The organism is Cupriavidus sp. CuC1 (genome assembly GCF_044627735.1).
Classification (GTDB): Bacteria; Pseudomonadota; Gammaproteobacteria; order Burkholderiales; family Burkholderiaceae; genus Cupriavidus; species Cupriavidus ulmosensis.
Genome location: NZ_JBIUHC010000101.1, coordinates 1 through 21,976, shown reverse-complemented (window position 1 = coordinate 21,976; position 21,976 = coordinate 1). Strand labels below are relative to the sequence as shown.

At 67.1% G+C, this 21,976-nt stretch carries 19 protein-coding genes and 1 pseudogene; 11 read left to right on the top strand and 9 right to left on the bottom strand.

Annotation, left to right across the window (positions count from 1 at the left end):
- Positions 1 to 162: 162 nt before the first annotated feature.
- Positions 163 to 1,131, bottom strand: coding sequence for a Bug family tripartite tricarboxylate transporter substrate binding protein (locus ACGLHR_RS33805; RefSeq protein ID WP_400099297.1), 969 nt, complete (start codon positions 1,129 to 1,131; stop codon positions 163 to 165).
- A 48-nt stretch (positions 1,132 to 1,179) separates the two neighbouring features.
- Between ACGLHR_RS33805 and ACGLHR_RS33800 the strand changes: the two genes are divergently transcribed.
- Positions 1,180 to 1,356 carry a hypothetical protein gene (locus ACGLHR_RS33800; protein ID WP_400099295.1) on the top strand — a complete coding sequence of 59 codons (177 nt, stop codon included), beginning with the start codon at positions 1,180 to 1,182 and terminating at the stop codon, positions 1,354 to 1,356.
- A gap of 34 nt (positions 1,357 to 1,390) precedes the next feature.
- Here ACGLHR_RS33800 and ACGLHR_RS33795 read toward each other — a convergent pair whose 3' ends face one another.
- Positions 1,391 to 2,320 carry a LysR family transcriptional regulator gene (locus tag ACGLHR_RS33795; RefSeq protein ID WP_400099293.1) on the bottom strand — a complete coding sequence of 310 codons (930 nt, stop codon included), beginning with the start codon at positions 2,318 to 2,320 and terminating at the stop codon, positions 1,391 to 1,393.
- Between the two features lie 162 nt (positions 2,321 to 2,482).
- Between ACGLHR_RS33795 and ACGLHR_RS33790 the strand changes: the two genes are divergently transcribed.
- The gene (locus ACGLHR_RS33790) at positions 2,483 to 3,394 is read left to right on the top strand and encodes a MerR family transcriptional regulator (RefSeq protein ID WP_400099291.1); all 912 of its coding nucleotides are present in this window, start codon (positions 2,483 to 2,485) and stop codon (positions 3,392 to 3,394) included.
- A 335-nt stretch (positions 3,395 to 3,729) separates the two neighbouring features.
- Here the strand turns inward: ACGLHR_RS33790 and ACGLHR_RS33785 are convergent, their stop codons facing one another.
- The 5 genes from ACGLHR_RS33785 to ACGLHR_RS33765 all read right to left on the bottom strand — a co-directional run bounded on the left by ACGLHR_RS33785 (position 3,730) and on the right by ACGLHR_RS33765 (position 9,577).
- Entirely contained in the window at positions 3,730 to 4,602 is an 873-nt protein-coding gene (locus ACGLHR_RS33785; protein WP_400099289.1) for a metal-dependent hydrolase, read from the bottom strand.
- A gap of 70 nt (positions 4,603 to 4,672) precedes the next feature.
- Positions 4,673 to 5,635 (bottom strand): alpha/beta fold hydrolase, encoded by a 963-nt coding sequence (locus tag ACGLHR_RS33780; RefSeq protein ID WP_400099287.1) that lies wholly within the window; start codon positions 5,633 to 5,635, stop codon positions 4,673 to 4,675.
- A complete protein-coding gene (locus ACGLHR_RS33775; protein WP_400099285.1) occupies positions 5,632 to 6,546 on the bottom strand; it encodes an SDR family NAD(P)-dependent oxidoreductase in 915 nt (304 codons plus the stop codon). Before ACGLHR_RS33775 ends, ACGLHR_RS33780 begins: the two co-directional genes overlap by 4 nt.
- A 64-nt stretch (positions 6,547 to 6,610) precedes the next feature.
- Positions 6,611 to 8,218, bottom strand: coding sequence for a flavin-containing monooxygenase (locus tag ACGLHR_RS33770; RefSeq protein WP_400099283.1), 1,608 nt, complete (start codon positions 8,216 to 8,218; stop codon positions 6,611 to 6,613).
- A 273-nt stretch (positions 8,219 to 8,491) separates the two neighbouring features.
- A complete protein-coding gene (locus ACGLHR_RS33765; protein WP_400099281.1) occupies positions 8,492 to 9,577 on the bottom strand; it encodes an AraC family transcriptional regulator in 1,086 nt (361 codons plus the stop codon).
- Positions 9,578 to 9,816: 239 nt separating this feature from the next.
- Here ACGLHR_RS33765 and ACGLHR_RS33760 point away from each other — a divergent pair, with 239 nt between their 5' ends.
- The 7 genes from ACGLHR_RS33760 (at position 9,817) to ACGLHR_RS33730 (ending at position 18,361) form a co-directional block, all read left to right on the top strand.
- Complete coding sequence (locus ACGLHR_RS33760) at positions 9,817 to 10,395, top strand: hypothetical protein (protein WP_400099280.1); 579 nt, start codon at positions 9,817 to 9,819, stop codon at positions 10,393 to 10,395.
- Between the two features lie 66 nt (positions 10,396 to 10,461).
- Positions 10,462 to 12,057 carry a GMC family oxidoreductase N-terminal domain-containing protein gene (locus tag ACGLHR_RS33755; RefSeq protein WP_400099278.1) on the top strand — a complete coding sequence of 532 codons (1,596 nt, stop codon included), beginning with the start codon at positions 10,462 to 10,464 and terminating at the stop codon, positions 12,055 to 12,057.
- Positions 12,058 to 12,336: 279 nt separating this feature from the next.
- Positions 12,337 to 13,272 (top strand): TetR/AcrR family transcriptional regulator, encoded by a 936-nt coding sequence (locus tag ACGLHR_RS33750; protein ID WP_400099276.1) that lies wholly within the window; start codon positions 12,337 to 12,339, stop codon positions 13,270 to 13,272.
- Between the two features lie 297 nt (positions 13,273 to 13,569).
- Positions 13,570 to 14,439, top strand: coding sequence for a DUF1571 domain-containing protein (locus ACGLHR_RS33745; protein WP_400099317.1), 870 nt, complete (start codon positions 13,570 to 13,572; stop codon positions 14,437 to 14,439).
- Between the two features lie 276 nt (positions 14,440 to 14,715).
- On the top strand, positions 14,716 to 16,059 hold the full coding sequence (locus ACGLHR_RS33740; protein ID WP_400099274.1) for a DUF2957 domain-containing protein: 1,344 nt from the start codon (positions 14,716 to 14,718) through the stop codon (positions 16,057 to 16,059).
- A gap of 146 nt (positions 16,060 to 16,205) precedes the next feature.
- A complete protein-coding gene (locus ACGLHR_RS33735; RefSeq protein WP_400099315.1) occupies positions 16,206 to 17,474 on the top strand; it encodes a DUF2957 domain-containing protein in 1,269 nt (422 codons plus the stop codon).
- Positions 17,475 to 17,575: 101 nt separating this feature from the next.
- Complete coding sequence (locus ACGLHR_RS33730) at positions 17,576 to 18,361, top strand: OmpW family outer membrane protein (RefSeq protein WP_318234624.1); 786 nt, start codon at positions 17,576 to 17,578, stop codon at positions 18,359 to 18,361.
- Between the two features lie 82 nt (positions 18,362 to 18,443).
- On the opposite strand, the gene ACGLHR_RS33725 is transcribed toward ACGLHR_RS33730, so the two are convergent.
- Positions 18,444 to 18,902, bottom strand: coding sequence for an Lrp/AsnC family transcriptional regulator (locus tag ACGLHR_RS33725; protein WP_400099272.1), 459 nt, complete (start codon positions 18,900 to 18,902; stop codon positions 18,444 to 18,446).
- A gap of 157 nt (positions 18,903 to 19,059) precedes the next feature.
- On the opposite strand from ACGLHR_RS33725, the gene ACGLHR_RS33720 reads away from it, so the two are divergent.
- Positions 19,060 to 19,668 carry a glutathione S-transferase gene (locus ACGLHR_RS33720; RefSeq protein ID WP_400099270.1) on the top strand — a complete coding sequence of 203 codons (609 nt, stop codon included), beginning with the start codon at positions 19,060 to 19,062 and terminating at the stop codon, positions 19,666 to 19,668.
- A gap of 21 nt (positions 19,669 to 19,689) precedes the next feature.
- Here ACGLHR_RS33720 and ACGLHR_RS33715 read toward each other — a convergent pair.
- Positions 19,690 to 20,431: pseudogene (locus ACGLHR_RS33715) on the bottom strand (MBL fold metallo-hydrolase).
- 228 nt (positions 20,432 to 20,659) lie between these two features.
- Between ACGLHR_RS33715 and ACGLHR_RS33710 the strand changes: the two are divergent.
- Complete coding sequence (locus tag ACGLHR_RS33710; protein ID WP_400099268.1) at positions 20,660 to 21,820, top strand: CapA family protein; 1,161 nt, start codon at positions 20,660 to 20,662, stop codon at positions 21,818 to 21,820.
- The last annotated feature ends 156 nt before the right edge of the window (positions 21,821 to 21,976 follow it).

Here is a 21,976-nt window from a genome sequence, read left to right as displayed (position 1 = left end):
TAGGGTCGGGGAGGTTGCCAGTGAGTTCGACTTAACAACGAGACAGCAACGAAGAAGCAACGAAGAAGCGAGGAAAGGCGGGCGGCCGATCCCGGCACCGCCACTTGCGGCTAGCAAACAACAAGCGGACAACAAGCAAATGGTACGCCTGCCGCCGTCCCCTTATTCGTGAATGCCGGCGGTCTGGACGATGCTCTTGTACTTCACCGTCTCGCGCTTGATAAAGCTGCCGAACTGGCCCGGGCCGCCCGGCGCCACTTCCACGCCGGCCTCGGCCAGCTTCTTCTTCACGTCGGGCATGGCCAGCACGGCCTGCATCTCGGTGTTCAGGCGATCGACCACGGCGCGCGGCGTATTGGCCGGTGCCATCAGGCCAAACCACACGCCCATGTCCACGCCCTTGAGCGCGCTGCTTTCCGCCAGCGCGGGCACGTTGGGCGCCACCTGGGCGCGATGCCCTTCGGTCACGCCGTAGGCCTTGACCCGGCCGGCCTGGATATGCGGCAGCGCCGACGACAGCACCATCACGGCGAGGTCGATCTGGCCGCCGAGCAGGTCGGTGGACATGGCGGACGCACCCTTATAGGGCACATGGGTGATGTTGACCTTGCCTTGCTGCTTGATGAGCTCGCCGGCCAGGTTCAGCGGCGTGCCCACGCCGGACGAGGCATAGGCCAGCTTGCCCGGCTGCGCCTTGGCCAGCGCAATCAGCTCGTCGGCGTTCTTGGCCGGCAGCGCGGACTTGCCCACCAGCACCATCGGCTGGGTGCCGACGAAGGTGATCGGCGCCAGGTCGCGCTCGCCGTCGTAGCGCACGGCGGGGTTGGTCAGGCGCGCGATCGAGACCTCGCTGCCCGAGCCCATCAGCAGCGTGTAGCCGTCGGCGTCGGCCTTGACCACCTTGGACGCGCCGATGGTGCCGCCCGCGCCGCCCAGGTTCTCGATCACCACGCTCTGGCCCAGGCGCCTGCCCAGCTCCGGCGCGATGGTGCGCGCCACCAGGTCGACGCTGCCGCCCGCCGTGTAGCCCACCACCAGGGAAATCGGCTTGGTCGGCCAGCCCGAGGCGGAGGCGCCGCCGGCAAGCAGGCAGAAGGATGCGGCAGCAGCCGCACGCAGCAGTTTGTTCATGGCAGGTCTCTCCGTTTTTAGATTTGCGCCGTAGGCAGGTATGCGGCGATGTTAGAGAGCGTGCGGCTGCAACAACGTGCGGCTTTGGCAATGGCGCTTGCCGTTTTGGCAAGGGGGGGTGGGGGAGCGGGCGGCTTCCTGCAGGATCCGGTGAGCGCGCGCCTGATCAATGTGTCGATGGCGGCGATCCTGGTGGTCCTGACGGTGGTGGCGTTGATGCGTTGATGCGTTGATGCGTTGATGCGTTGATTGCTGACGGCTAGCCTGCCACCGCGGCATGCCAGAAGGCCTCGCCCAGCGGCCGCATCGGCGCGCGCGGGCGATACAGCAGGATCTGCATCGCGAGGTCCGTCTCGCCGCCCACCTCCAGCCCGGCGCGCACCAGGCGCCCCGCGTGCAGGTCATCGGCAATCAACCTGGCGGGCAGCCACGCCAGGCCCATGCGCTGGCGCACCATTTCATGCACGGATTCGGCGAAGTCGCTTACCGCGATCACGTCGAGGCGGCTGGCCAGCCCGCGCCGCGCGATCTCGCCGTTGACCATGCGTCCCAGGGTGAGCGTTTCGGCGTAGGCGATCATCGGCACCGGCGCGCGCTGGCCGCGCGCTTGCAGCTTGTACAGCGGCCCGCCGCCGTCCGCCGCCGCGCTCACGCAAACCAGGCGTTCCTCGCCCACCAGGTAGTACTGGTAGCGCGCGCTGTCGAGCGTCACCGGCTGCTCCGGCGAGTTGTAGCAGAGCAGGAAGTCCGCGTCGCCCTCGGTGAACATCGCCAGCGCGTCATGCGTGGAAAACGTGGAGAGCCGGGTGCGAAAATTGGCCGCCACCGGATCGTTGCGCAACGTGTGGCGCAGGCCAGCCAGCCACGCCGGCACCATCGAACGCGCGAGTGTCTTACCGGTGGCAATCACCACGGTACTGGCATCGGCCCGACGCGCCGCGCGCAGCGACAAGCGCGTCTCGTCGAGCGTGCGCAGCGCGCTCTGCGCGGCTTCCAGGAACTGGCGCCCTTCATCGGTGAGGCGCACCGGGAACACGCTGCGATCGATCAGCGGTGCGCCCGCCCAGACTTCCAGCGCCTGCATGCGGCGCCCGAATGCCGGCGGCGTGACGTTGCGCAGCTCCGCCGCGCGCGCGAGGCTGCCGGCCTGGGCCAGGCATACAAAATCCTCAAGCCAGCGGATATGCATAAGGACTCGCGCCGGGGCGCGTTGCGAAGTTGAAAGGGGACGATCCAGGTGAATACCGCCGTCTCGGGAGCGGCGCTGCGAATATTGTAGCTGTAGCTGGACGTGCCCCGGCGCGCGGGATGCGACACACGGCGGCGGCACGACTCGGGTAGAATTTTTGCCATGGCCCTCTTCAAGCGCAGCCCCGCGCCCACCTCCCCGTCTTCATCCGCGTCTTCATCCGCATCCGCCGCCCACGATGCCGCCGGCTCCGGCAATGGCAATGGCAATGGCACGCCGCCGGAATACACCATCGACGAGCTTGCGCGCGCGGCCGGCACCACGGTGCGCAATGTGCGCTCCTACCAGGACCGCGGCCTGATCGATCCGCCCGAGCGGCGCGGCCGGGTGGGCATCTACACGCAGGCGCACCTGGGCCGGCTACGGCTGATCAACCACCTGCTGGCGCGCGGCTATACGCTGAACAATATCCAGGAGCTGCTCAAGGCCATCGTGGAAGGCCATGACCTGCGCTCCATCCTCGGGCTGGAGTCCGCCATCAGCAGTCCGTGGACGGACGAGGCGCCGCGCCACTATTCCTACCTGGCGCTGGCCAAGCTGTTCGGCCGCGCGGTGTCGCGCCCGGCGCTGGCCAAGGCCATCGCGCTCGGCCTGCTGGAGCCGGACGGCATGGGCTACCTCGCGCGCAGCCCGCGCACGCTGGCCGCCGGCGCCGAGATCGCACGCGCGGGGTTTGCGCTGGAGGATGTGCTGTCCATCATCGAGCACGCACGCGGGCACTTCGAGGCCGTATCGGACCGGATCGTGGCGATGGTGGTGCGCGAGCTGGACCGCTTCGGCGAAGGCAAGCTGCCACCGCCGCAGGACGTGCCCCGGCTGGTGGATATCCTCTGGCGCATTCGCCCCTTGGCGATGGTGGCGGTAGAAGCGGAGATGATGCGGGCGCTCGAACAGTCGGCCAACAAATACCTCGGCGACCGCGTGGCAGCCATCATCGAGCACTTGCACGATGAACCGGAAGAGGGCGGCAAGGGCAATGCACCGAAGGGCGCGGCCCGGAAGACAAAGCGCTGATACAGGTACGCGGGCGAAGCCGCAACATCAAGCGCCCGCCCTCTCCCCCGGCCCCTCTCCCGCAAGCGGGAGAGGGGAGCAAACCGGCGGTAGAGTAAAAGCATCACTCGGTGTAGCCGTGATTTCCGCACCCAGGCGGAAATCACCAAAGCGCGATGCGAAGCGAGCCGTGAAGGTTTTCATCTCCCGTTATGGGGCGCCTTCTTTGCCTACTTTCTTGGCGAGACAAGAAAGTAGGTCGCCTCCCCGCAGGGGAGGTGAAACGGCTTTTGACTTTAAGCCTTTGACTTTAAGCCTTTGACTTTGAAGTCAACAGCCCACAAACCACCACCAACCTACACCACACCCCTCACCGAAGGCGCCCGACCGGACACCCCAGCCCGCACCGAAGTCGCCTCGATCTCCGCAATCAACGGCTCGATACGAGCAAGCTGAGCACGATTATCGTGATCCCACGGATGAAACCCCGGCCGGAAATAATCAAACCACTCCGGCATCATCTTGCGCAACACACCAGGCTTGCCCCACAGGAACCGCACCACGCCGCCAAAGCCACCGAGCTTGTTGCGGCACTCGCGATCCGCCATCACCAGCCGGATGTGGAACACGAACACCATCGCCCAAAACGTCACGGTGGTGGTGAGCATGGTGAAGGTGCGCAGCAGATACCGATAGAGCCCAGGCTTCATCACGGCATTCCAGACGTCGTAGGCCACGGCCTTGTGCTCGGTCTCTTCCAGCGCGTGCCAGATCCACACCTGGTGATAGCCGGGCTCGGAGCCGCCCATCTGGTCCGGGTCCGCCAGCAGGCCGCCGGCAAGCATCGCGGTGTAATGCTCGAGCGCAATGGTGTGCGCGAGCTGCCATGACCTGGGCAGCATCTTGCGCAGCAGTTTAAGCAGCTTGGCCACGAACTGGTCGAGCGGCTCGGCGGGCAGACCCGCATCCGTCATCAGCCGGTTGTAGAGAATATGCTCGCGCGTGTGCATGGCCTCCTGGCCGATAAAGCCCACGATGGCGCGCTTGAGCTCGGGGTCGGTCACGTCGTCGCGATAGGCGCGCACGCTGTCCATGAAGAAGCGCTCGCCCGCCGGGAAGAAGATCGAAAGCGCGTTGACGAAGTGGGTGACATGGCGGCCCCGCACGTGCCAGTCGCTGATGCGGCTGGCGGGCAAGTGGGGATGCACATCGCGTCGGACTGGCATCATGATGGGTACTCCTGTCGATTCGTGGAATGCGTCGGGTGCGTCAGGTGCGTCGGGGGTTTCGGCGGTGGCTTCAGCGCCCGTCGAGAAAAGGCAGCAGGTCCGCCGCCACGCGTTGCGGATCCTCTTCCATCGGGATATGGCCAAGGCCCGCGTAGCGCTGCAGCCGCGCGCCCGGAATGCGCCCGGCAAAGGCTTGCGCATGCGCCGGCGGGATCCAGCGGTCGCGCTCGCCCCACAGCACCAGCGTGGGCGAGCGGATGCCGTTGAGCGCCAGCGTGTCGAGCGCATCGAAATCCAGCTTGGGCACCATGCGGCCGACGGCTTCGCGGCTGCCCTCGGCGTAGAAGAAATCGACATAGCGGCGGAAGGTGCCTTCGTCCACGCGCGAGGCATCGCCGTAGACGTCGCGCGTGGCGGCGCGGATCACGAACTCCGGCAGCAGCCACGGTGCCGACCAGCGCACCGGCGCGTGGTTGAACAAGGCGATATAGAGCGGCAGCTTCATCGGGAAACCCGCGGCATCGATCAGCACCATCTTGTCGACGCGGCAGGGATGGCGCGCGGCCATGTCCCATGCGATCAGGCCGCCCAGCGAGTTGCCGATGACGCTGGCGCGCTGCAGGTGGGTGGCATCGCAAAAGGCGTCGATGAAGCGGCGGTACGTGTCGACGTCCATGGTAAGAATGCGCCCGCGCGCATCGCGCAACGGCCCGGTCAGGCCAAACGGCGGCAGGTCCACGCGCAGCACGCGATAGCGTTGTGCGAGCGCCGGCATCACGCCTTGCCAGGTGTGCAGCGAGGCGCCGAAGCCGTGGATCAGCAGCAGCGGCTCGCCGTCTGGCACGCCTTCATCGGTGTAATGCACCAGCGTGCCCATCACCTGCACCCAGCGCGAAGCGGGCAGCGCGTAGCGTCTGGCGAGCGTTTCACGTGACAAGCTGAACAGCCCTACACGGCCCTGGCCGAACCAGCGCGTGAGCGCGCCGGGTGGCTGCGAGAGGCGGCTGTCCGCCGGCATGGAGACGCGGTTCATTGCGCATCTCCGCCGTTGCCGCTGGCCTTGGCCGGCACCGTGTTGGGCACGTCCGCGGCAGGCTGGCCGAGCGGCCCTTTGCGGCGCGCGTCGAACACCACCAGCTTCTGGTAGGCGGCGGGCAGCAGCCGCGCCATCATGTCGGCGGCAACCGCATCCGGCCCGATCAGCACGCGGCGGCGGTTGTGGCGAACGCCGTTGAGGATCACGCGCGCGGCTTTATCCGCCGTGGTGATGAAGTACTTCTCGAACTCGTCGCGGCCCTGCTGCTCGTCGTGCACCAGGAAGCCGGTGACGTTCGCCGAAATGCGGCTGGCCTGCGCAATATTGGTCTTGATGCCGCCCGGGTGCACGCAGGTCGCGGACACGCCGCAGTCGAACATGTCGAGTTCCTGCCGCAGCGATTCGGTGAAGCCGCGCACCGCGTACTTGCTGGCGTTGTAGCCGCTCATGCCGGGCTGCGCGAAGATGCCGAAGATGCTCGACGTATTGATCACGTGGCCTTCGCCGCTAGCCTTCAGGTAGGGCAGGAACGCCTTGGTGCCATGCACCACGCCCCAGAAGTTGATGCCCATGATCCATTCGAGATCTTCGTAGCTCATGCCCTCGATGGTGCTCGACAGCGCCACGCCGGCGTTGTTGAAGATCAGGTTGATGCGCCCGTGCGTGCGCGCGGCCTGCTCGGCCCACGCGTACATCGCGGCGCGGTTCGATACATCCACGCAGTGCTGTGTGAAGACCAGGCCCGGCGCCGTGCGCATGACCTCGGCCACCGTCTGCGCCAGGCCCTTTTCATTGCGGTCCGACAGCGCCAGCTGGCAGCCTTCGCGTGCCAGCGCGAGCGCCAGCGAGCGGCCCATGCCTGAGCCTGCGCCGGTAATGGCGGCCACCTTGTTCTTGAAATCCTTCATGTGGTGTCTCCTCGGTGTTCTTCTGGTTCTTTTGGTCTTGTTCTCGGCCGGGCACGCAGCGCGCTCACGCCTGGGTGGCCTGGGTGGCTTCGCTGGCCGTCGCACCTGCTGTCGCCGGTCTGGCCGCGAGCGCGTGGTGCGTCAGCGGACGGATCTCGTAGTCGGCCATGCGGAAGCGCGCGGTGGCGCGGCGGAACTGCCAGGTAAATCCGGGCCACAGCGTGGTGTTCTTGCCAGTCTTGGGGTCGAGGTACCAGCTCACGCAGCCGCCCTCCGACCACACCGCGCCAGCCAGCCTGCGCTGCAGCCCGGCGTTGTAGTCGCGCTGCGCGGGCGCTCGCACGTCGATGGCCTGTACGCGGTGCCGGCCCATGGCCTTGAGCGCGCCGAGGATGTAGTTCACCTGCGACTCGATCATGAACACCATCGAGCTATGCCCGAGACCGGTGTTGGGGCCCACCACCAGGAACAGGTTGGGGAAGCCGGCCACGGTGGTGCCGAGATACGCCTCGGCGCCATCGCGCCATGCGTCGAGCAGGTCGGCGCCGCGCTGGCCGAGGATGGCGCCGCGCGGAATCGGATCGGTGGCGTGAAAGCCGGTGCCAAAGATGATGCAGTCAGCCGGGCGGCGGGAGCCGTCGCGCATCACGATGGCGTCTTCCTCTACATGGTCGATGCCCTGGGTCACCACATCCACATTGGCGCGCGCCAGCGCCGGGTAGTAGTCGTTGGAGATCAGCACGCGCTTGCAGCCGATGGTGTAGTCCGGCGTGACGGTGGCGCGCAGCGCGGGGTCGGCGACCTGCCGCTTGATATGGCGGCGTGCAATGCGCGCCACCGCCGTCATCAGCTTGGGATGCACCACGAAGCCAAGCACGCGCGACTCCAGCGCCCAGTAGATGCCGGTGCGCATCAGCTTTTGCGTGAGCGGCAGGCGGCGGAACAGCCAGCGCTCGGTGGCCGACACCTTGCGATCGGGCTTGGGCATGATCCACGGCGGCGTGCGCTGGAACAGGTCCAGGTGCGCCACCTGCGGCGCGATCTGCGGCACGAACTGGATGGCGCTGGCGCCAGTGCCGATCACCGCCACGCGCTTGCCCGCCAGCGGGTAGTCATGGTTCCAGTGCTGCGAGTGAAACGCCTCGCCGCGAAAACGCGCCAGGCCCGGGATATCGGGATACGCCGGCCGGCTCAAGCCGCCCATGCCCGACACCAGCACGCGAGCCCGCACGCGCTTGCCATCGGCCATGTCGAGCTGCCAGGTGCCGCTGGCATCGTGCCACGCGGCGCGGCGCAGTTCGTGATTCAGGCGCAAGTGCGCTCGCAGGCGGAACTGGTCGGTGCAGCGCTCCAGGTAGGCGCGGATCTCCGGCTGCGGCGAAAACATGCGCGACCAGTTGGGGTTGGGCGCGAAGGAGAACGAGTACAGGTGCGACTGCACATCGCAGGCGCAGCCCGGATAGTGGTTGTCGCGCCAGGTGCCCCCCACCGAGCCGGCTTTCTCGAACAGGGCGAAGTTATGCAGGCCTGCCTGCTTGAGGCGGATCGCCATGCCCAGCCCGGCGAAGCCGGTGCCGATGATGGCGATATCGCAGTACTCGGTGGGGCCGTGGCCCTCCGGTGATGGCCCGGCTGTGGATAACTCTGGGGGCAGGTCCGCTGGCGCGTTCATGGGCTGTCTCTCGTGTCGCTGGCGTGCACGGCGGGATGCCGTACTGCATCGGAACATCATTTATTGTGACATTGATGGATGTCATCGTAGGCACGCCAGCGCCTCGGGTCAACACGGAGATTTGAATCGTTCTTCTAATTTTTAGCGGATTTTAGTGGCGCTTTGAGCGCATGAAACAAGCAGAAAGCGCGCTTTCCCGCACTGGCGGGCGTACCCACCGCTGCGTTTGAAACCGGCCCCGATCTACCGAACATTGCCGAAAAGCGGCGGCTGCTATCCCGGCACGCGGCCCAGCAACCGCTTGCGCCAGGCATTCGGGGTTTCCTGCGTCCAGCGTTTGAACGCATGGCTGAACGCGCTCTGCTCCGAAAAGCCGAGCAGCATGGCCAGCTGGGCGAGGCTGATGGCGGGGTCCGCAAGGTAGTGCTCGGCCTGCGCGCGGCGCACGCCCTCGACCAGCGCGGAGTAGTTCAGTCCCCGCGCCTGCAGCCGCCGCTGCAGCGTGCGCACCGGCAAGCGCAGGTGTGCCGCCACCGCCGCGACCGGCACGTCGCCCCGATGCAGCGCGCCGCTGATAAAGGCACGCGCCTGCGCGATCTCGCCGGCGCCGTCCGCCTCCAGCGCGCGCAACTGCGCCTGGGCGATACGCGTCATCTGCGCCTGCATGTGCGCATCGGCCTGCATCGAGGGGCGCGCCAGCAGCGCGGGATCGATGTGCATGGCGTGGCGGCCGGCGTTGAAGGCCACCGGGCAGCCGAATACCTGCGCGTAATCGTCGGCGTGGCCACCGGGTGGCGGCGCGTGGGGAAACTCGATGCGCTCGGCAAAGAAGCCGTCGCCCAGCAGCCAGCGGGCAAAGCAGATCCACGTGGCCATGTGCAGCTCGTGCGCGTGGCGCGACAGCGGGCCGTGCAGGGCTTCCCACGTCATCCACGCGCCCTGCGCCGTTTCATACAGGCGGGTGCGGCCGATATCGTTGGCCAGCACCTCGTAGCGGATGCCCTGCAGGATGGCCTCGCGCACGGTGGGCGTGGTCAGCACCACGTAGCCCATCTCGGCGTAGTGGCGCGGCCGGAAGGCCGCGCCCGCGTGCAGGCCAGCCAGCGGATCGCCGGCAGCGCGCGCGAGCGCATCCAGCAGCGTCAGGTAGTGCGCGGCGCCGATGCGCGTGGCGGGGCCGGCCGCGCATTCGAGCAGGGCGGCATCGAGCCCGGCGAGCGCGAGCTGGTCGGCCGGCGCAATGCCGGCGGCCTCGCCATAGTCGAGCACGGTGCGCAGGTAAGGCAGCGACACGGTGCCGGGCGATGCGCAGGCAATGTCGATGATGGCGGCGGGGAGCGCCGCGTTGGCGCGTGGCATCAAATCACCTGTCATGCGGGATCAAGACCGGGGACCGATCTTTATCCAAACTGCGGCGAGCGTCAATGCGGGCTATCCGCAACGGACAACGACGTGAGCCGAAGCCGACAAGATGCGCCAACGCCCTCTGGAATGACGACGGTGTTTACTCCCTCTCCCACAAGTGGGAGAGGGGAGCAAGCCAGCCGTAACCGAGCCGCTATGAGGTCCGCTTAGCTAGAAACAAAACAGGAGACAACATGCCCACCCCATTCACCGAGCCGCCCGCGTCCGCGCTGTCGCGGCGCGGCTTTCTCAAGATTGGCTTTGGCTTGTCCGCCGCGCTCGCATGCGCCGGCCTGGTCCCGGCATTGTCCGGCTGCTCGCCCGAGCAGAAGCAGCCCGCCACCGGCATGCAGTTCCTGCGCGAGGGCGATGTGGCGTTGTTCACCGCGCTGCTGCCCGCCGTGGTGGCGGAGCTCGCCGAGCGCGGCCAGCGCGAGCTGCAGCTCAGCCATGCCGTGGCCAACGTCGACGCCACATGCGCCGCGATGGATGCCAACGCGCGCGCGGCATTGCGCAAGCTGCTCGACCTGCTCGCCATCGGGCCCTTGCGCTGGGCACTCGCCGGCGTGGGCCAGGACTGGAGGGAGGCCGACACGCAGCAGGCGCGCCGCTTTCTCGCGCGCTGGCGCGCCAGCCGCTTCGCCACCTTGAATGCCGGCGCCGTGGTGCTGGTCAAGCTCAGCAGCGTGGGCTACTACCTGCTGCCGGCGGCGTGGGCGGGCAGCGGATATCCCGGCCCCAATCCCGCGGTCTTTCGTGCGCTGCACGCCTGATGCAAACCGATACCCGATTCCCGGTACCCGATACCCGATTGCCGTTACCCCATACGCGAAACCCTCATGGCCATTCCCGATATCTATAGCGCCGGCATCGCCGCCGGCTGGAACGTGGTGGACGGCGCCGCGCTCACCGCGCCGCTTTCGCTCGACGCCGACGTGGTCATTGTCGGCAGCGGCGCCGGTGGCGGCGTCGCCGCCGAGATCCTCAGCGAAGCCGGCTTGCGCGTGGTGCTGGTGGAGGAGGGCGCGCTGCGCACCTCCGACAGCTTCAAGGACATGGACGAGGGCCGCGCTTATCGCGAGCTGTACCAGGAGGGCGCGGCGCGCGCCACTTCCGATGGCGCCATCGCCATCCTGCAAGGGCGCTCGGTGGGCGGCAGCACGACAGTGAACTGGTCGTCGAGCTTTCGCACGCCCAAGGAAACGCTGGCCCACTGGGCCGCGCACCACGCCGTGAGCGGCCACGGCGCCGCTGACATGGCGCCGTGGTTCGAGCGCATGGAAGCACGGCTGTCGGTAGCGCCGTGGGGCATGCCGCCGAACAACAACAACGATGTGCTCAAGCGCGGCTGCGACAAGCTGGGCTGGGAGTCGCACGTGATCCCGCGCAATGTGAAGGGCTGCTGGAACTCCGGCTATTGCGGCCTGGGCTGCCCGGTCAACGCCAAGCAATCGATGCTGGTCTCGACCATTCCCGCCGCGCTGGCCAAGGGCGCCACGCTGGTCCACCGCGTGCGGGTGCGTGCGCTGGAGCACGATGGCAAAACGGTCACCACACTCGCAGGCGTTGCGCTGGGCGCCGATGGCCGCACGCCCACCGGCGTCGCGGTGACCGTGCGCGCGCGCCACTATGTGGCGGCAGGCGGCGCCATCAACACGCCGGCGCTGTTGCTGCGCTCGCGCGCGCCGGACCCGTATCAGCGTGTTGGCGTGCGCACCTTCATCCATCCGGTCAACCTGAGCGTGGCGGTGATGCCCGAGCAGGTCGATCCGTACTACGGCGCGCCGCAATCGATCGCCTCCGATCACTTCCAGTGGAAGGACGGCGCCACCGGCCCGATGGGCTACAAGCTGGAAGTACCGCCCTTGTTCCCCGGCATCAGCGCGGGCGTGTTCAACCAGGTGGGCGACGCGCTGCGCGCCGACATGGCCGCGCTACCGCATACCAACGCCATGCTGGCGCTGCTGCGCGATGGCTTTGTGCCACAGAGCGAGGGCGGGCGCGTGGGCCTTGCCGACGATGGCAGCCCGGTGCTCGACTACGACGTGAGCGACTATGTCTGGGATGGCATGCGGCGCGCCTGGCTGAGCATGGCCGAGGCGCAGTTCGCGGCGGGCGCGCTGCGGGTGCGGCCGGCCCACCTGGACGCGCCGTACTACGACAGCTGGGCGCAAGCCAGGCAGGGCATTGCCACGTTGGCGCTGGCCAAGTTCCGCGCGGCGCTGTTTACCGCGCACCTGATGGGTGGCTGCGCCATGAGCGACCAGCCGCAGGGCGGAGTGGTCGACAGCCATGGCCGCCATCACCAGCTGGCCAACCTGTCGGTGCTGGACGGCTCCGTGTTTCCGACCAGCATCGGGGCGAATCCGCAACTGTCTGTTTTCGCACTAAGCGCGCAGAACGCCCAGGCGCTGGCGGAGCAGCTGGCCCGATGAGCGCCGCGCGCCGATCCGCGCGGCTGCGGGCCTTGGCCCGCAAGGCCGCGCCCCCCCTTAAGCAGGGAAGCAAAAGCCGGAATGGCGCGCGCGGCATGCAGGCACAATCCAACCACATTAGAGGCAACGCTCCAATATTGCACTTGTGAAACGCTCGCAGCGCTCGCTAGGCTCCGTACAACTGTTTCAAGCATCCGTTTGCCGTCAGAGCACGGAGCTGCTGCAGTGGGTAGAGTTTTGCTGGGGTTGTACGGCATGACCATAAGAGAGACGCCCCCTATGAAGACCGGAAAAGGCACAGCAGGAGACACCAAGGCCCGCATTCTCGACGCCACCGAGCGCTTGTTCATCGAGGTTGGCTACGAAGGCACCTCGCTACGGCAAGTGACATCGCGCGCGATCGTCAATCTGGCCGCGGTCAATTACCACTTCCGCAGTAAAGAAATCATGATGCAGGCGGTCCTGGGCCGCCGGCTCGATCCGCTCAACACGCGCCGCCTGGCGCTGCTCGATGCGTGCGAGGCACGCTGGCCGGGCGCGCAGATCCGCTGTGAACACGTGATGGGTGCGCTGTTCGTGCCCGCGCTGCAAATGGCGCGCGAGCCCGAGGCGGGTGGCCCGTCGTTCCTGCGGCTGCTGGGGCGCGTGTATTCCGATACCTCTCCCTTTATCCAGTCGTACCTGCTAGGGCATTACGCGCCGGTGTTCGGCCGCTTCTCCGACGCCTTCGCCCGCGCACTGCCCGAGATCCCGCCGCAGGAACTGGGCTGGCGCCTGAACTTCGCGCTCAAGGCGCTGGCCGGCGTGCTGGCCGGCGAAGAGCTTGGCAATCTGCTGCCCGCCTTCACGCAAGGCAAGGACCTGAGCGACGCGCACGTGCTTGCGCAGTTGAGCGCGATGGTGGTGGCTGCACTCAAAGCACCCGTGCCCGCCAGCCAGCAACTGTGCGCGCTGCAGGACGTGTACCAGATCAGAGAGGCCCAGCACGCAAAAGAGCATGCCGAGCAAGCCGCGCTGATTGCGCTGGTGGCAGAACAGGCGCAACGCGCCGACACCCTTTCCGTTGCCGTGCGCAAGACACGCCGCGCGGCACGCAACGAGGGCACGACGCGCGCCGCCGTCACCAGCATGGCGGTGCGCGGCGCGCGCGAACACCCCATCGTCTTCCCGAGCAATCCGCTCGACGACTGGATGCGTACCCGCTCCAGAACCTAGCGGCGCGGCAGCGCCGGTCAACCGCCGGTGCATGCCAAGCCGCCTCCAGGAACCCGAGTTGCGCCGTTTCGCTTGAGCCAGGCACCCGGCCGTCTATCGTCTATTGCCTGGTATTTTCCAGCAGCAATCCGCACTCAGGCATTCCGTTCTCAATGACACCACGCGTGCGTTGCGCGCACGCGGTGGACCGCTGTCGCCCGCGTTGCGCGCGGGCCGGCGCCACAACCGGAGATCCGCATCGTGAAAGCCTTGTACTCCCATGCGCTGAGCGCACCCGTATCCGCACTGAGAAAGCCATTGCCCTTGCTGCGCCATCTCGCAACCGCCTGCGTCTTTGCGCTCGCCTTGCCTGCGCTCGCACAAACGCAGCCACAGGCCCCCGCCAGCGCCGGCACAGCCTTCGACGGGCTCACGGCCCAGCAGCAGGCCGCGCTGCTGTCGAAGCAGATAGCCAACGGCGAACTGGCGAAGCTGCCCGACGAGCCACTGCTTGCGGCCATCAACGCGCTGCAGCCCGAGGCCGCGCTGCTGTGGGCCAAGACCGAGATGAACCGCTACCCCGAGTACGAGTACTGGATGACGCGCCAGGAGCGCCTCAACGGCCAGTGGCAAGACCAGCCCGCGCGCATGATGATCCGCTACCGCCACGCGCCGCGCCAGCTCTATGCGAATTGGCTGCCGGGCGGCAGCCAGGCCGGCCAGGAAATCATCTACGACGAGACGCAGCGCAGGGATGAGATGTACGGCCACCTCGGCGGCATGCTGGGCTTCACCTCGATGTGGATCGCGCTCGACGGCACCATCGCGCGCGCGCAATCCAACCACACCGTGCGCGACCTGGGCTTCCAGTATGTGGTGTCGATGCTCGATCGCGATGCCAGGTCGCTGCGCGCCGCGGGGCTCACGGAGAAATTCACGCGCGCGGAAATCGTGCAGGAGCAGGGCATGCGCATGGTCGCGCTCACCTGGGACCTGCCGGCCGGCGCACCGCGCTATTACGCCAAGCGGGTGCAGTTGATGCTGGACCTGAGGAATCCCTGGCCACGCGTGGAGACCGCATGGGATGCCGACGGGAACATGGTCGAGAAGATCGTGTTCGAGAAGGCGGTGCGCAAGACATTTGACGCGAGCGCGTTCGATGTGAAGAACAGTGACTACAAGTTCTGATGCTGCATCACTGCGCCGGACAGGGCAGCGCCGCGCGTGTTTCACACGCGGCGCGCCGTTTGAATTCGCTTGCGCGGGCACGCGCGCAGCGGTTTGAACAGACGGCGCGAGCGCTTGCACAGCCGTGGCCGGGGCTTGGCACGCCATGTTTGGAACGCGCGCTCTATTGACGCTCGCTTGGCCCGGAGGCGAGAGTCGCTGCACTGATAGGACAGTGAATGGCCGCCAACACCGGCACGCAACACAAAAACAAAACCGACAAGAAGGAGACAAGTCATGGCCCGTTTGCATGTATCCAAAGGCCTTGCAGCGATGGCTGGCACGAGCCTCGCACTGGTGCTCGCCGCCTGCGGCGGCGACGGCACGCCCACTCCGGGCAAGGCCGATGTCGCGTCCTGCTCGAGCACCAATAGCTGCGCCGCCTCCGGCCCGACCACGACGGGCTCCGCGCCGGCGCCGCTGTGCCCGGCCGCGCTGGACTACTCGACGGTGTACACCGGCGGCACCGGCGCGGGCGAGTTCGTCAAGATGCAGTTCGACACCACCGCGATGACCTACCGGCTGCAGGTGATCGAGTCCCCTGTGCCCAAGGCGCCCAAGAGCGTGAGCCCGACGCGCGCTGGCGTGACCATCACCGGCACCATCGCGCACCTCACATCGCTGCCCACCGCGGAGCAGAACCGCTGCGCGCTGGTGCTGCAAAGCGCCACGCCGTCCGACAATGCCTCGCAGGCCATCATCGACCCGCACAGTCCGCCGGTGATCTTCGTCGGCAACGGGGTGGCGGGCGGCGGCGTGCCGGGCGCGACGATTTCCTTTGACGGCATCCTGGGCTTCGGCGTCATTCCGGAAAAGACGTTCCCGATCTATCCGGTGCTGGCCTTCGCGCAGACCGAGACCGACTTCGCCAAGGTGGCCGGCGCCTACAACGTGCTGGGCTACCACCAGGTCCCGTCCGGCGGCGCCCTGAGCGGCGGCTCGAACTTCGCGCCCGCCACCGCGCAGACCACCGAGGTGCTGAAGGCGGACGGCAGCTGCAGCGCCAGCGCGGGCAGCTGCGTGACCACGGGCAACCCGTGGGCGGCGCGCGCCCAAAACGATGGCGCGTTCGAGAGCAACAATGCCAGCGGCAACCTGCGCTACCCGGCCTTCTACAACAAGGCGATCACATCGGGCAACAGCAGCCGCGCCAAGGGCGTGCTGGTGGTCGGCAAGCTCAACGGCGCGCTGGTGCCGCTGCTGATCCGGGTCGGCTTTGCGCAGGCGGACTCCATCCTGAGCGTCAACGTCGACGACGAGTCCGGCCTGGCCATGCTCGCGCTCACCACCAACCTCACCAACGCGCAGCTCAACGGCGGCTACGTGGGCTCGGGCAGCGACCTGGTCTACACCTCGTCGATCGTGCAGGGCAACGCGGTGGGGCTGATCGACCCGCTCACCATGAACGCCAAGGGCGGCTACCAGCTCGACCTCACGCAGGCCAAGCCCGGCGTGGTGACCACGGTGGACAACAGCGGCACGCCCGGCGCGCTGATCTCGACGGGCCATGTGTTCGCCCACCTTGCCGGCGCCGCCGGCAGCAACCCGACGTTCCGCGTGAGCGTATTCGCGGCCCCTTAGTCGGCCCCTTAGTCGGCCCCTTAGTCGGCCCCGCAAACCACGAAGAATAAACAGAGAAGCACCACGCGCGAAACAGCGCTTCAGGAGACAGCATCATGCAACAGCATCCTTTGCAGCACGGACGGGATCGGCAGCGTACGCCGTGGATGAATCATCATGGACAGCGGATCCTGCGCTACGGCGCGGCACTGCTGGGCGCCGCGATGCTGGCCGCCTGCGGCGGCGATGGCGGCGGTGGCGGCACCACCGCGAGCACCAGCTCCACCCCGGCCATACCGGTGCGGCTGTGTCCCGCGTCGCTCGACTACACCACCACCTTCACCGGCGGCACCGGCTCGGGCGAGCTGGTCAAGGTGCAGATCGACACCACCAGGAAGACCTGGCAAGTGACTTTCCTCGACTCCTCGGTACCGCGCACCACGGGCACGGTGATGCCGACCCGCAGCGATACCACCGGCGGCCGGAACGTGATGACGGGCACGCTGTCGCAGGAAACCGGCCTGCCCACCGACAAGCTCAACCAGTGCGCGTTCCAGCTCAACGGCGCGAGCCTGGACCCGAATCGCCCGGCGCGGCTGTTCGTGGGCGAGGGCGTGGCGGGCGGCACCATTCCCGGTGCGCGCATCCAGTTCGACGGCGTGCTGAGCGCGGGCAAGGTGCCGGATACGACCTTCCCGTATTTCCAGTTCATCGGCTTTGCGCAGACCGAAACCGACCTGACCAAGATCGCCGGCCAGTACAACGGCTATGGCTTCCACGAGGTGCCGTCGAAGAATTTCCAGACGGTGGCGCAGGACTACCGCATGGCGCTGGCGGCCGACGGCTCGTTCCAGGTGTGCGACAACAAGACGGGCGGCACCTGCTCGCAAAAGGGCAAGAACTTCGTTGCGCAAGCCAACGGCAGCCTGATGTCGGCCAACTACAAGGGTGAGATCGATCCGCCCACGCTCGGCGCCACGCTGGGCCGCGCGTACCTGATCGTGGGCAAGCTGCGCGGCCAGCTGGTCCCAGTGATGATCCGCGTGGGCTACGCCAACGGCTCGGTCACCAACGGCATGCCGCTGGGTGCCGACGACGAGATCGGCATCGGCATGATGGCGCCGGCCGTCGCGCTCACGCAGGGCACGGTCAACGGTGAGTACGTCGGCGTGGACAGCAACTTCGACTACCGCACCACCGCGCTGATGGCAGCGGATGCGGCCATGCTCGACCCGTTCCACCCCTCCGACGCCTCGCTCGCCACGGCGCTCAAGCTGGACTTCTCGCAGCAGCTGGCCGGCGTGGTCACCACCACGCGCAAGGATGGCGCCGCAGGCAGCCCCACCGGCAAGTTCATCTTCACCGGCGGCGTGTTCGGCTTTCTTGAGTCGCGCAGCGGCAGCCCGTACTTCACCATCGGCGCCTTCGTGCAATGACGGCCATGCGATCCAACTTATTCCGGGAAGACAAGATGACGATCAATGCCTTTCGTTTGGCGGCGCCATTGCTGATCGCCGCGCTCGCCTGGCTGGGCGGCATGCCTGCCGCCCATGCACAGAAGGCCGGTGACAACGTCGTCGCCGCCGGCTGGTTCCACATCAGCACCAGCGGCCACAGCAGCCCATTCACCACCAGCGTGATCGATGCGCCCATCAATGGCCCGCTGGGCTTGCCGTCGTCATTCACGGCGCCGGGCAGCAGCATCAGCACATCCAACGCGGACACGCTGGGGCTGACCTTCAGCCACTTCTTCACGGACCACATCGCGCTGACGGCGGTGGGCGGCATTCCGCCCAAGTTCAAGCTCTACGGCCACGGCAACCTGATCCCGCCGGGCCCGGCGGGCGCGCTGGGGCAACAGCCGCTGGGCGACCCCAGCCTGAACCCGATCATCACCAGCGCACGCCAGTGGAGCCCGGCAACGATGGTGCAGTACCACTTCTTCGAGCCTACCGCGCGCGTGCGTCCTTTCCTGGGCATCGGTGTGTCATACAACTTCTTCACCAACATCGAGCTCAACCCGGCGTTTGCCGCGTCGATCAACAACAACCTGGGCGCCACGCTGGCCGCCGGCGCCGGCAAGCCGGGGCCGACTTCCGTACAGGCCAAGGCGTCGAACTCGTTCGCGCCGGTGTTCAACATCGGTGGCTCCTTCGCGATCACGGACCAATGGGGCCTGAGCGCATCGGTCACCTACATTCCGCTCAAGACGACCTCGTCGATGGTCATCAAGGCGTCGGACGGCACGGTGTTGTCCACGTCCAAGGCCACCATCAGCCCGAACCCGCTGATCATGTTCGTGGCGGCGACGTATAAGTTTTGAAGGGGCCAAGGCCGTTTGCGATGACGAGGGCAGTCACTCCCTCTCCCACAAGTGTGGGAGAGGGGAGCAAACCAGCGCCAGATCAAGCCGTTCGAACTCTCGCGGCCGGTATCGTCACCGTCTTGCCCACCGGGCTGGAGAGCACCAGCGAGGTGGTCACCGAGCCATGGGCCGCGAGCGTGTCGACCACGTGCTCCAGGTCGGCCGGATCGGCAATGGCGCAACGCACGATAAAGCAATGCGCCCCGGTCACGCGATCGGCGCTCAGCACTTCGGGCATGCTCTCGAACAGCTTCACATACTTCTGGATATAGGCGTGCGTGGTCTCGATATGGATGATCGCCTGCAGGCCGACGCCCAGCGCGCGCAGGTTCACCCGCGCGCCGTAGCCCTCGATCACGCCCGCGTCTTCCAGCTTGCGCACGCGCTCGCTCATGGCTGGCTGCGACAAGCCAATGCGCTTGCCAAGCGCCGCCAGGCTCTGCCGGGCATCGGCCTGCAGTGCCTCCAGGATCAGTCGGTCTTTCTTGTCCAGCTCCATCCCATCCTCCTATGACACCCTTTGCGCGCCGCCGATGATTCATCGGTGCGCGGTGCCGATTTTCGATGCCTTGCCATTCATGGCGATGGCGTGCCGCGATTATGCTGGAACCCAGCGCGGCTCGATTTGCAGCCCGATATCCTTCCGGAGGCAATATATGCAACTCATCGGCATGCTCGACTCACCTTATGTGCGCCGCGTGGCCATCTCGCTACGGCTGCTGGGCCTGCCGTTCGCGCATCGGGCGGTCTCGGTGTTCAGCACGTTCGAACAGTTCCGCGCGATCAATCCCGTGGTGAAGGCGCCCACCCTGGTCTGCGACAACGGCGTGGTGCTGATGGAGTCCGGCCTGATCCTCGACTACATCGAAACGCTGGCCACGCGCAGCCTGATGCCCGCGCAGCGCGAGCAGCGCCAGCATGCATTGCGCGTGATCGGCCTGGCGCTGGCGGCGTGCGAGAAAACGGTGCAGATCGTGTACGAGCGCAAGCTGCGCCCGGCGGAAAAACAGCACGCGCCGTGGATCGAACGCGTGCAGGGGCAGTTGCTTGCCGCTTACGGGGCGCTGGAGACGGAACTGGCGGGGGCCGCGCTTCCCGCGGACGAGCGCTTGCTCACGCAGGCAGACGTGAGCGCCGCCGTGGCGTGGAGCTTCACGCAGATGATGCTGCCGGCATGCGTGGATGCAACAGCGTATCCGGCGCTGACGGCGTTCAGTGCCGCCGCCGAGCGCCTTGCCGCGTTCAGGGACACACCACAGGTGTGATCCAGGCCCGCCGCGCGCCCGTCAGGCCTGGTGCGCCAGGGCCTGCGCAAGCGCGCGCAGCAGGCCGGCGCCGTCGCCGCGCCAGCCAGGCGCTGCCATGCATGCAGGCCAGCGTGGTTGGCTCCAGCAGCGCCATGCGCTCCAGCATGGCGCCGGCGCTCGGGGTGTGGGAGAAGTAATCTATGCCGCGCCGGAACGCTTCGCTCGGCCCGAGGATGTCGGCTTCGGTGAGAGCAGGGAGGTCGGCGCCGCCCTGGCTGAACAGGTCGCCGCAGAGCAAGGTGCCGGTGCGCTCTTCCATCATGAGCCCGCACTCCCAGGCATGCGGCAAGTGGGGCGTATCGAACCACCGCACCGTGTGGCGGCCAAGCTGCACGGCTTGCCCGTCCGCCAGGCCCTGCGCGGGCCGGTCGGCCAGGTCGTTGATGGACACCATGGCGGCGATGGTGCCGCACAGGGGAGACGCATGGGGCGCGGCCGCGAGCCATTCGTTGAGCGAGCCGCACTCGTCGGCTTCCACGTGCGAAAAGGCAATATGGCGCAGCCGGTCCGGCGCGATCACGCTGGCCACGGCTTCGTGCACCAGCGGGAACATCTTGCGCAGCCCCGTATGGAACAACAGCGGCTCGTCGTCGACGATCAGGTACTGGTTGAAGGAGAAGCCGCCCGGGCCGCCCTCGATGTGGACCGGGGTATTGATCCGATAGATCCCGTCCGCGATTTCATGGACGTTGGTGCCCGACCGGGCATTGGTGACAGTCATCCTGCTCTCCTGGAGATCGTCGGGGCACGAGGGCCCGGCCGTCGGCGCCGGCCAGGTTCATTCTAGTCATTGACCGCAGGCATGCCACCTTTTTGCCTGCCTTGCTGCACATTTGGCGCTCGCGCACCGCCCTGGGCTGCACATGGTTCGAGCGACGGCGCAAAATGGAGACGGCGGTCCGGCATGCGGTTCTCGCGTGCCCACCGGTGGGGAGAAAGGACGTGCGCGATGGACAATGCGACTCGGACAACACCCGACGATCTGGCTTCGGCCAGCAGCGCATGCGTGCGCTTGTTCCTGTGCGGCGATGTGATGACGGGCCGCGGCATCGACCAGATCCTGCCGCACCCGGGCAAGCCGCACCTGTATGAGCATTGGCTGCATTCGGCGATCGGATACGTCGAACTGGCCGAGCGTGCGACAGGCGCGATACCGCGGCCCGTCGATCCGGCCTATCCCTGGGGCGACGCGCTCGCGCTGCTCGAGCAATGCCAGCCGGATGCGCGCATCGTCAACCTGGAAACGGCCGTGACCACCAGCGAGGATGCACAGCCGGGCAAGGGCATCCACTACCGGATGCACCCTGGCAATGTGTCGTGCCTCACCAGCGCGCGGCTCGACTGCTGCGTGCTTGCCAATAACCATGTGCTGGACTGGGGCCGCGCCGGGCTCTACGAAACCCTGGCCGTGCTGCGCGGCGCCGGGATGCGGACCGCGGGCGCCGGACGCAACGCGGTACAAGCCGCCGCGCCCGCCGTGATCGGACTTGCGCGAGGCGCAAGGGTGCTCGTCTTTGCCTACGCGACCGAAACCAGCGGCGTGCCGGCGGACTGGGCCGCGGCGGCGGGGCAGGCCGGCGTCAATTTCCTGCCCTCCATCTCGGCGCGCGCCGCCGATGACATTGCTGGCCACGTGGCGGCGGCACGGCAGGCGGGCGACATCGTGGTGGTGTCGCTGCATTGGGGTGGCAATTGGGGCTTCGATATATCGCACGAAGAGCGGGCCTTCGCGCACCGGCTGATCGACGCCGGCGGCGCCGATATCGTGTACGGGCATTCATCCCATCACGTGAAAGGCATCGAGGTGTATCGCGACCGCCTGATTCTCTACGGTTGCGGGGACTGCCTCAACGATTACGAAGGCATTGGCGGGCACCAGCCCTATCGGCCGGACCTGGCGTTGATGTACTTCACGCACATCGACGCCGCGACCGGCGCATTGCGCGCGTTGTCAGCCGTGCCGATGCAGATCCGACATTTCAGCCTGCGCCGCGCGCCACGGGAAGGCGTGTCATGGCTGCGCGCCACGCTCGATCGCGAAGGCGGCAAACTAGGCACGCGCATGATCCGGACGGCGGACGATTTCCTGGCGCTGCGCTGGGCCAGCTAGACGCGGGGGTGTCTCTTTAGGGCGGGGTTTTGATGCTTCTGGCTGCTGATGCAGAATAGCGTGAGTGGGCGGTGTTTTGGCGCTTCTAGCTGCTGATGCAGAATAACGTGAGTGGGCGATGTTTTAGCGCTTCTAGCTGCTGATGCAGAATAACGT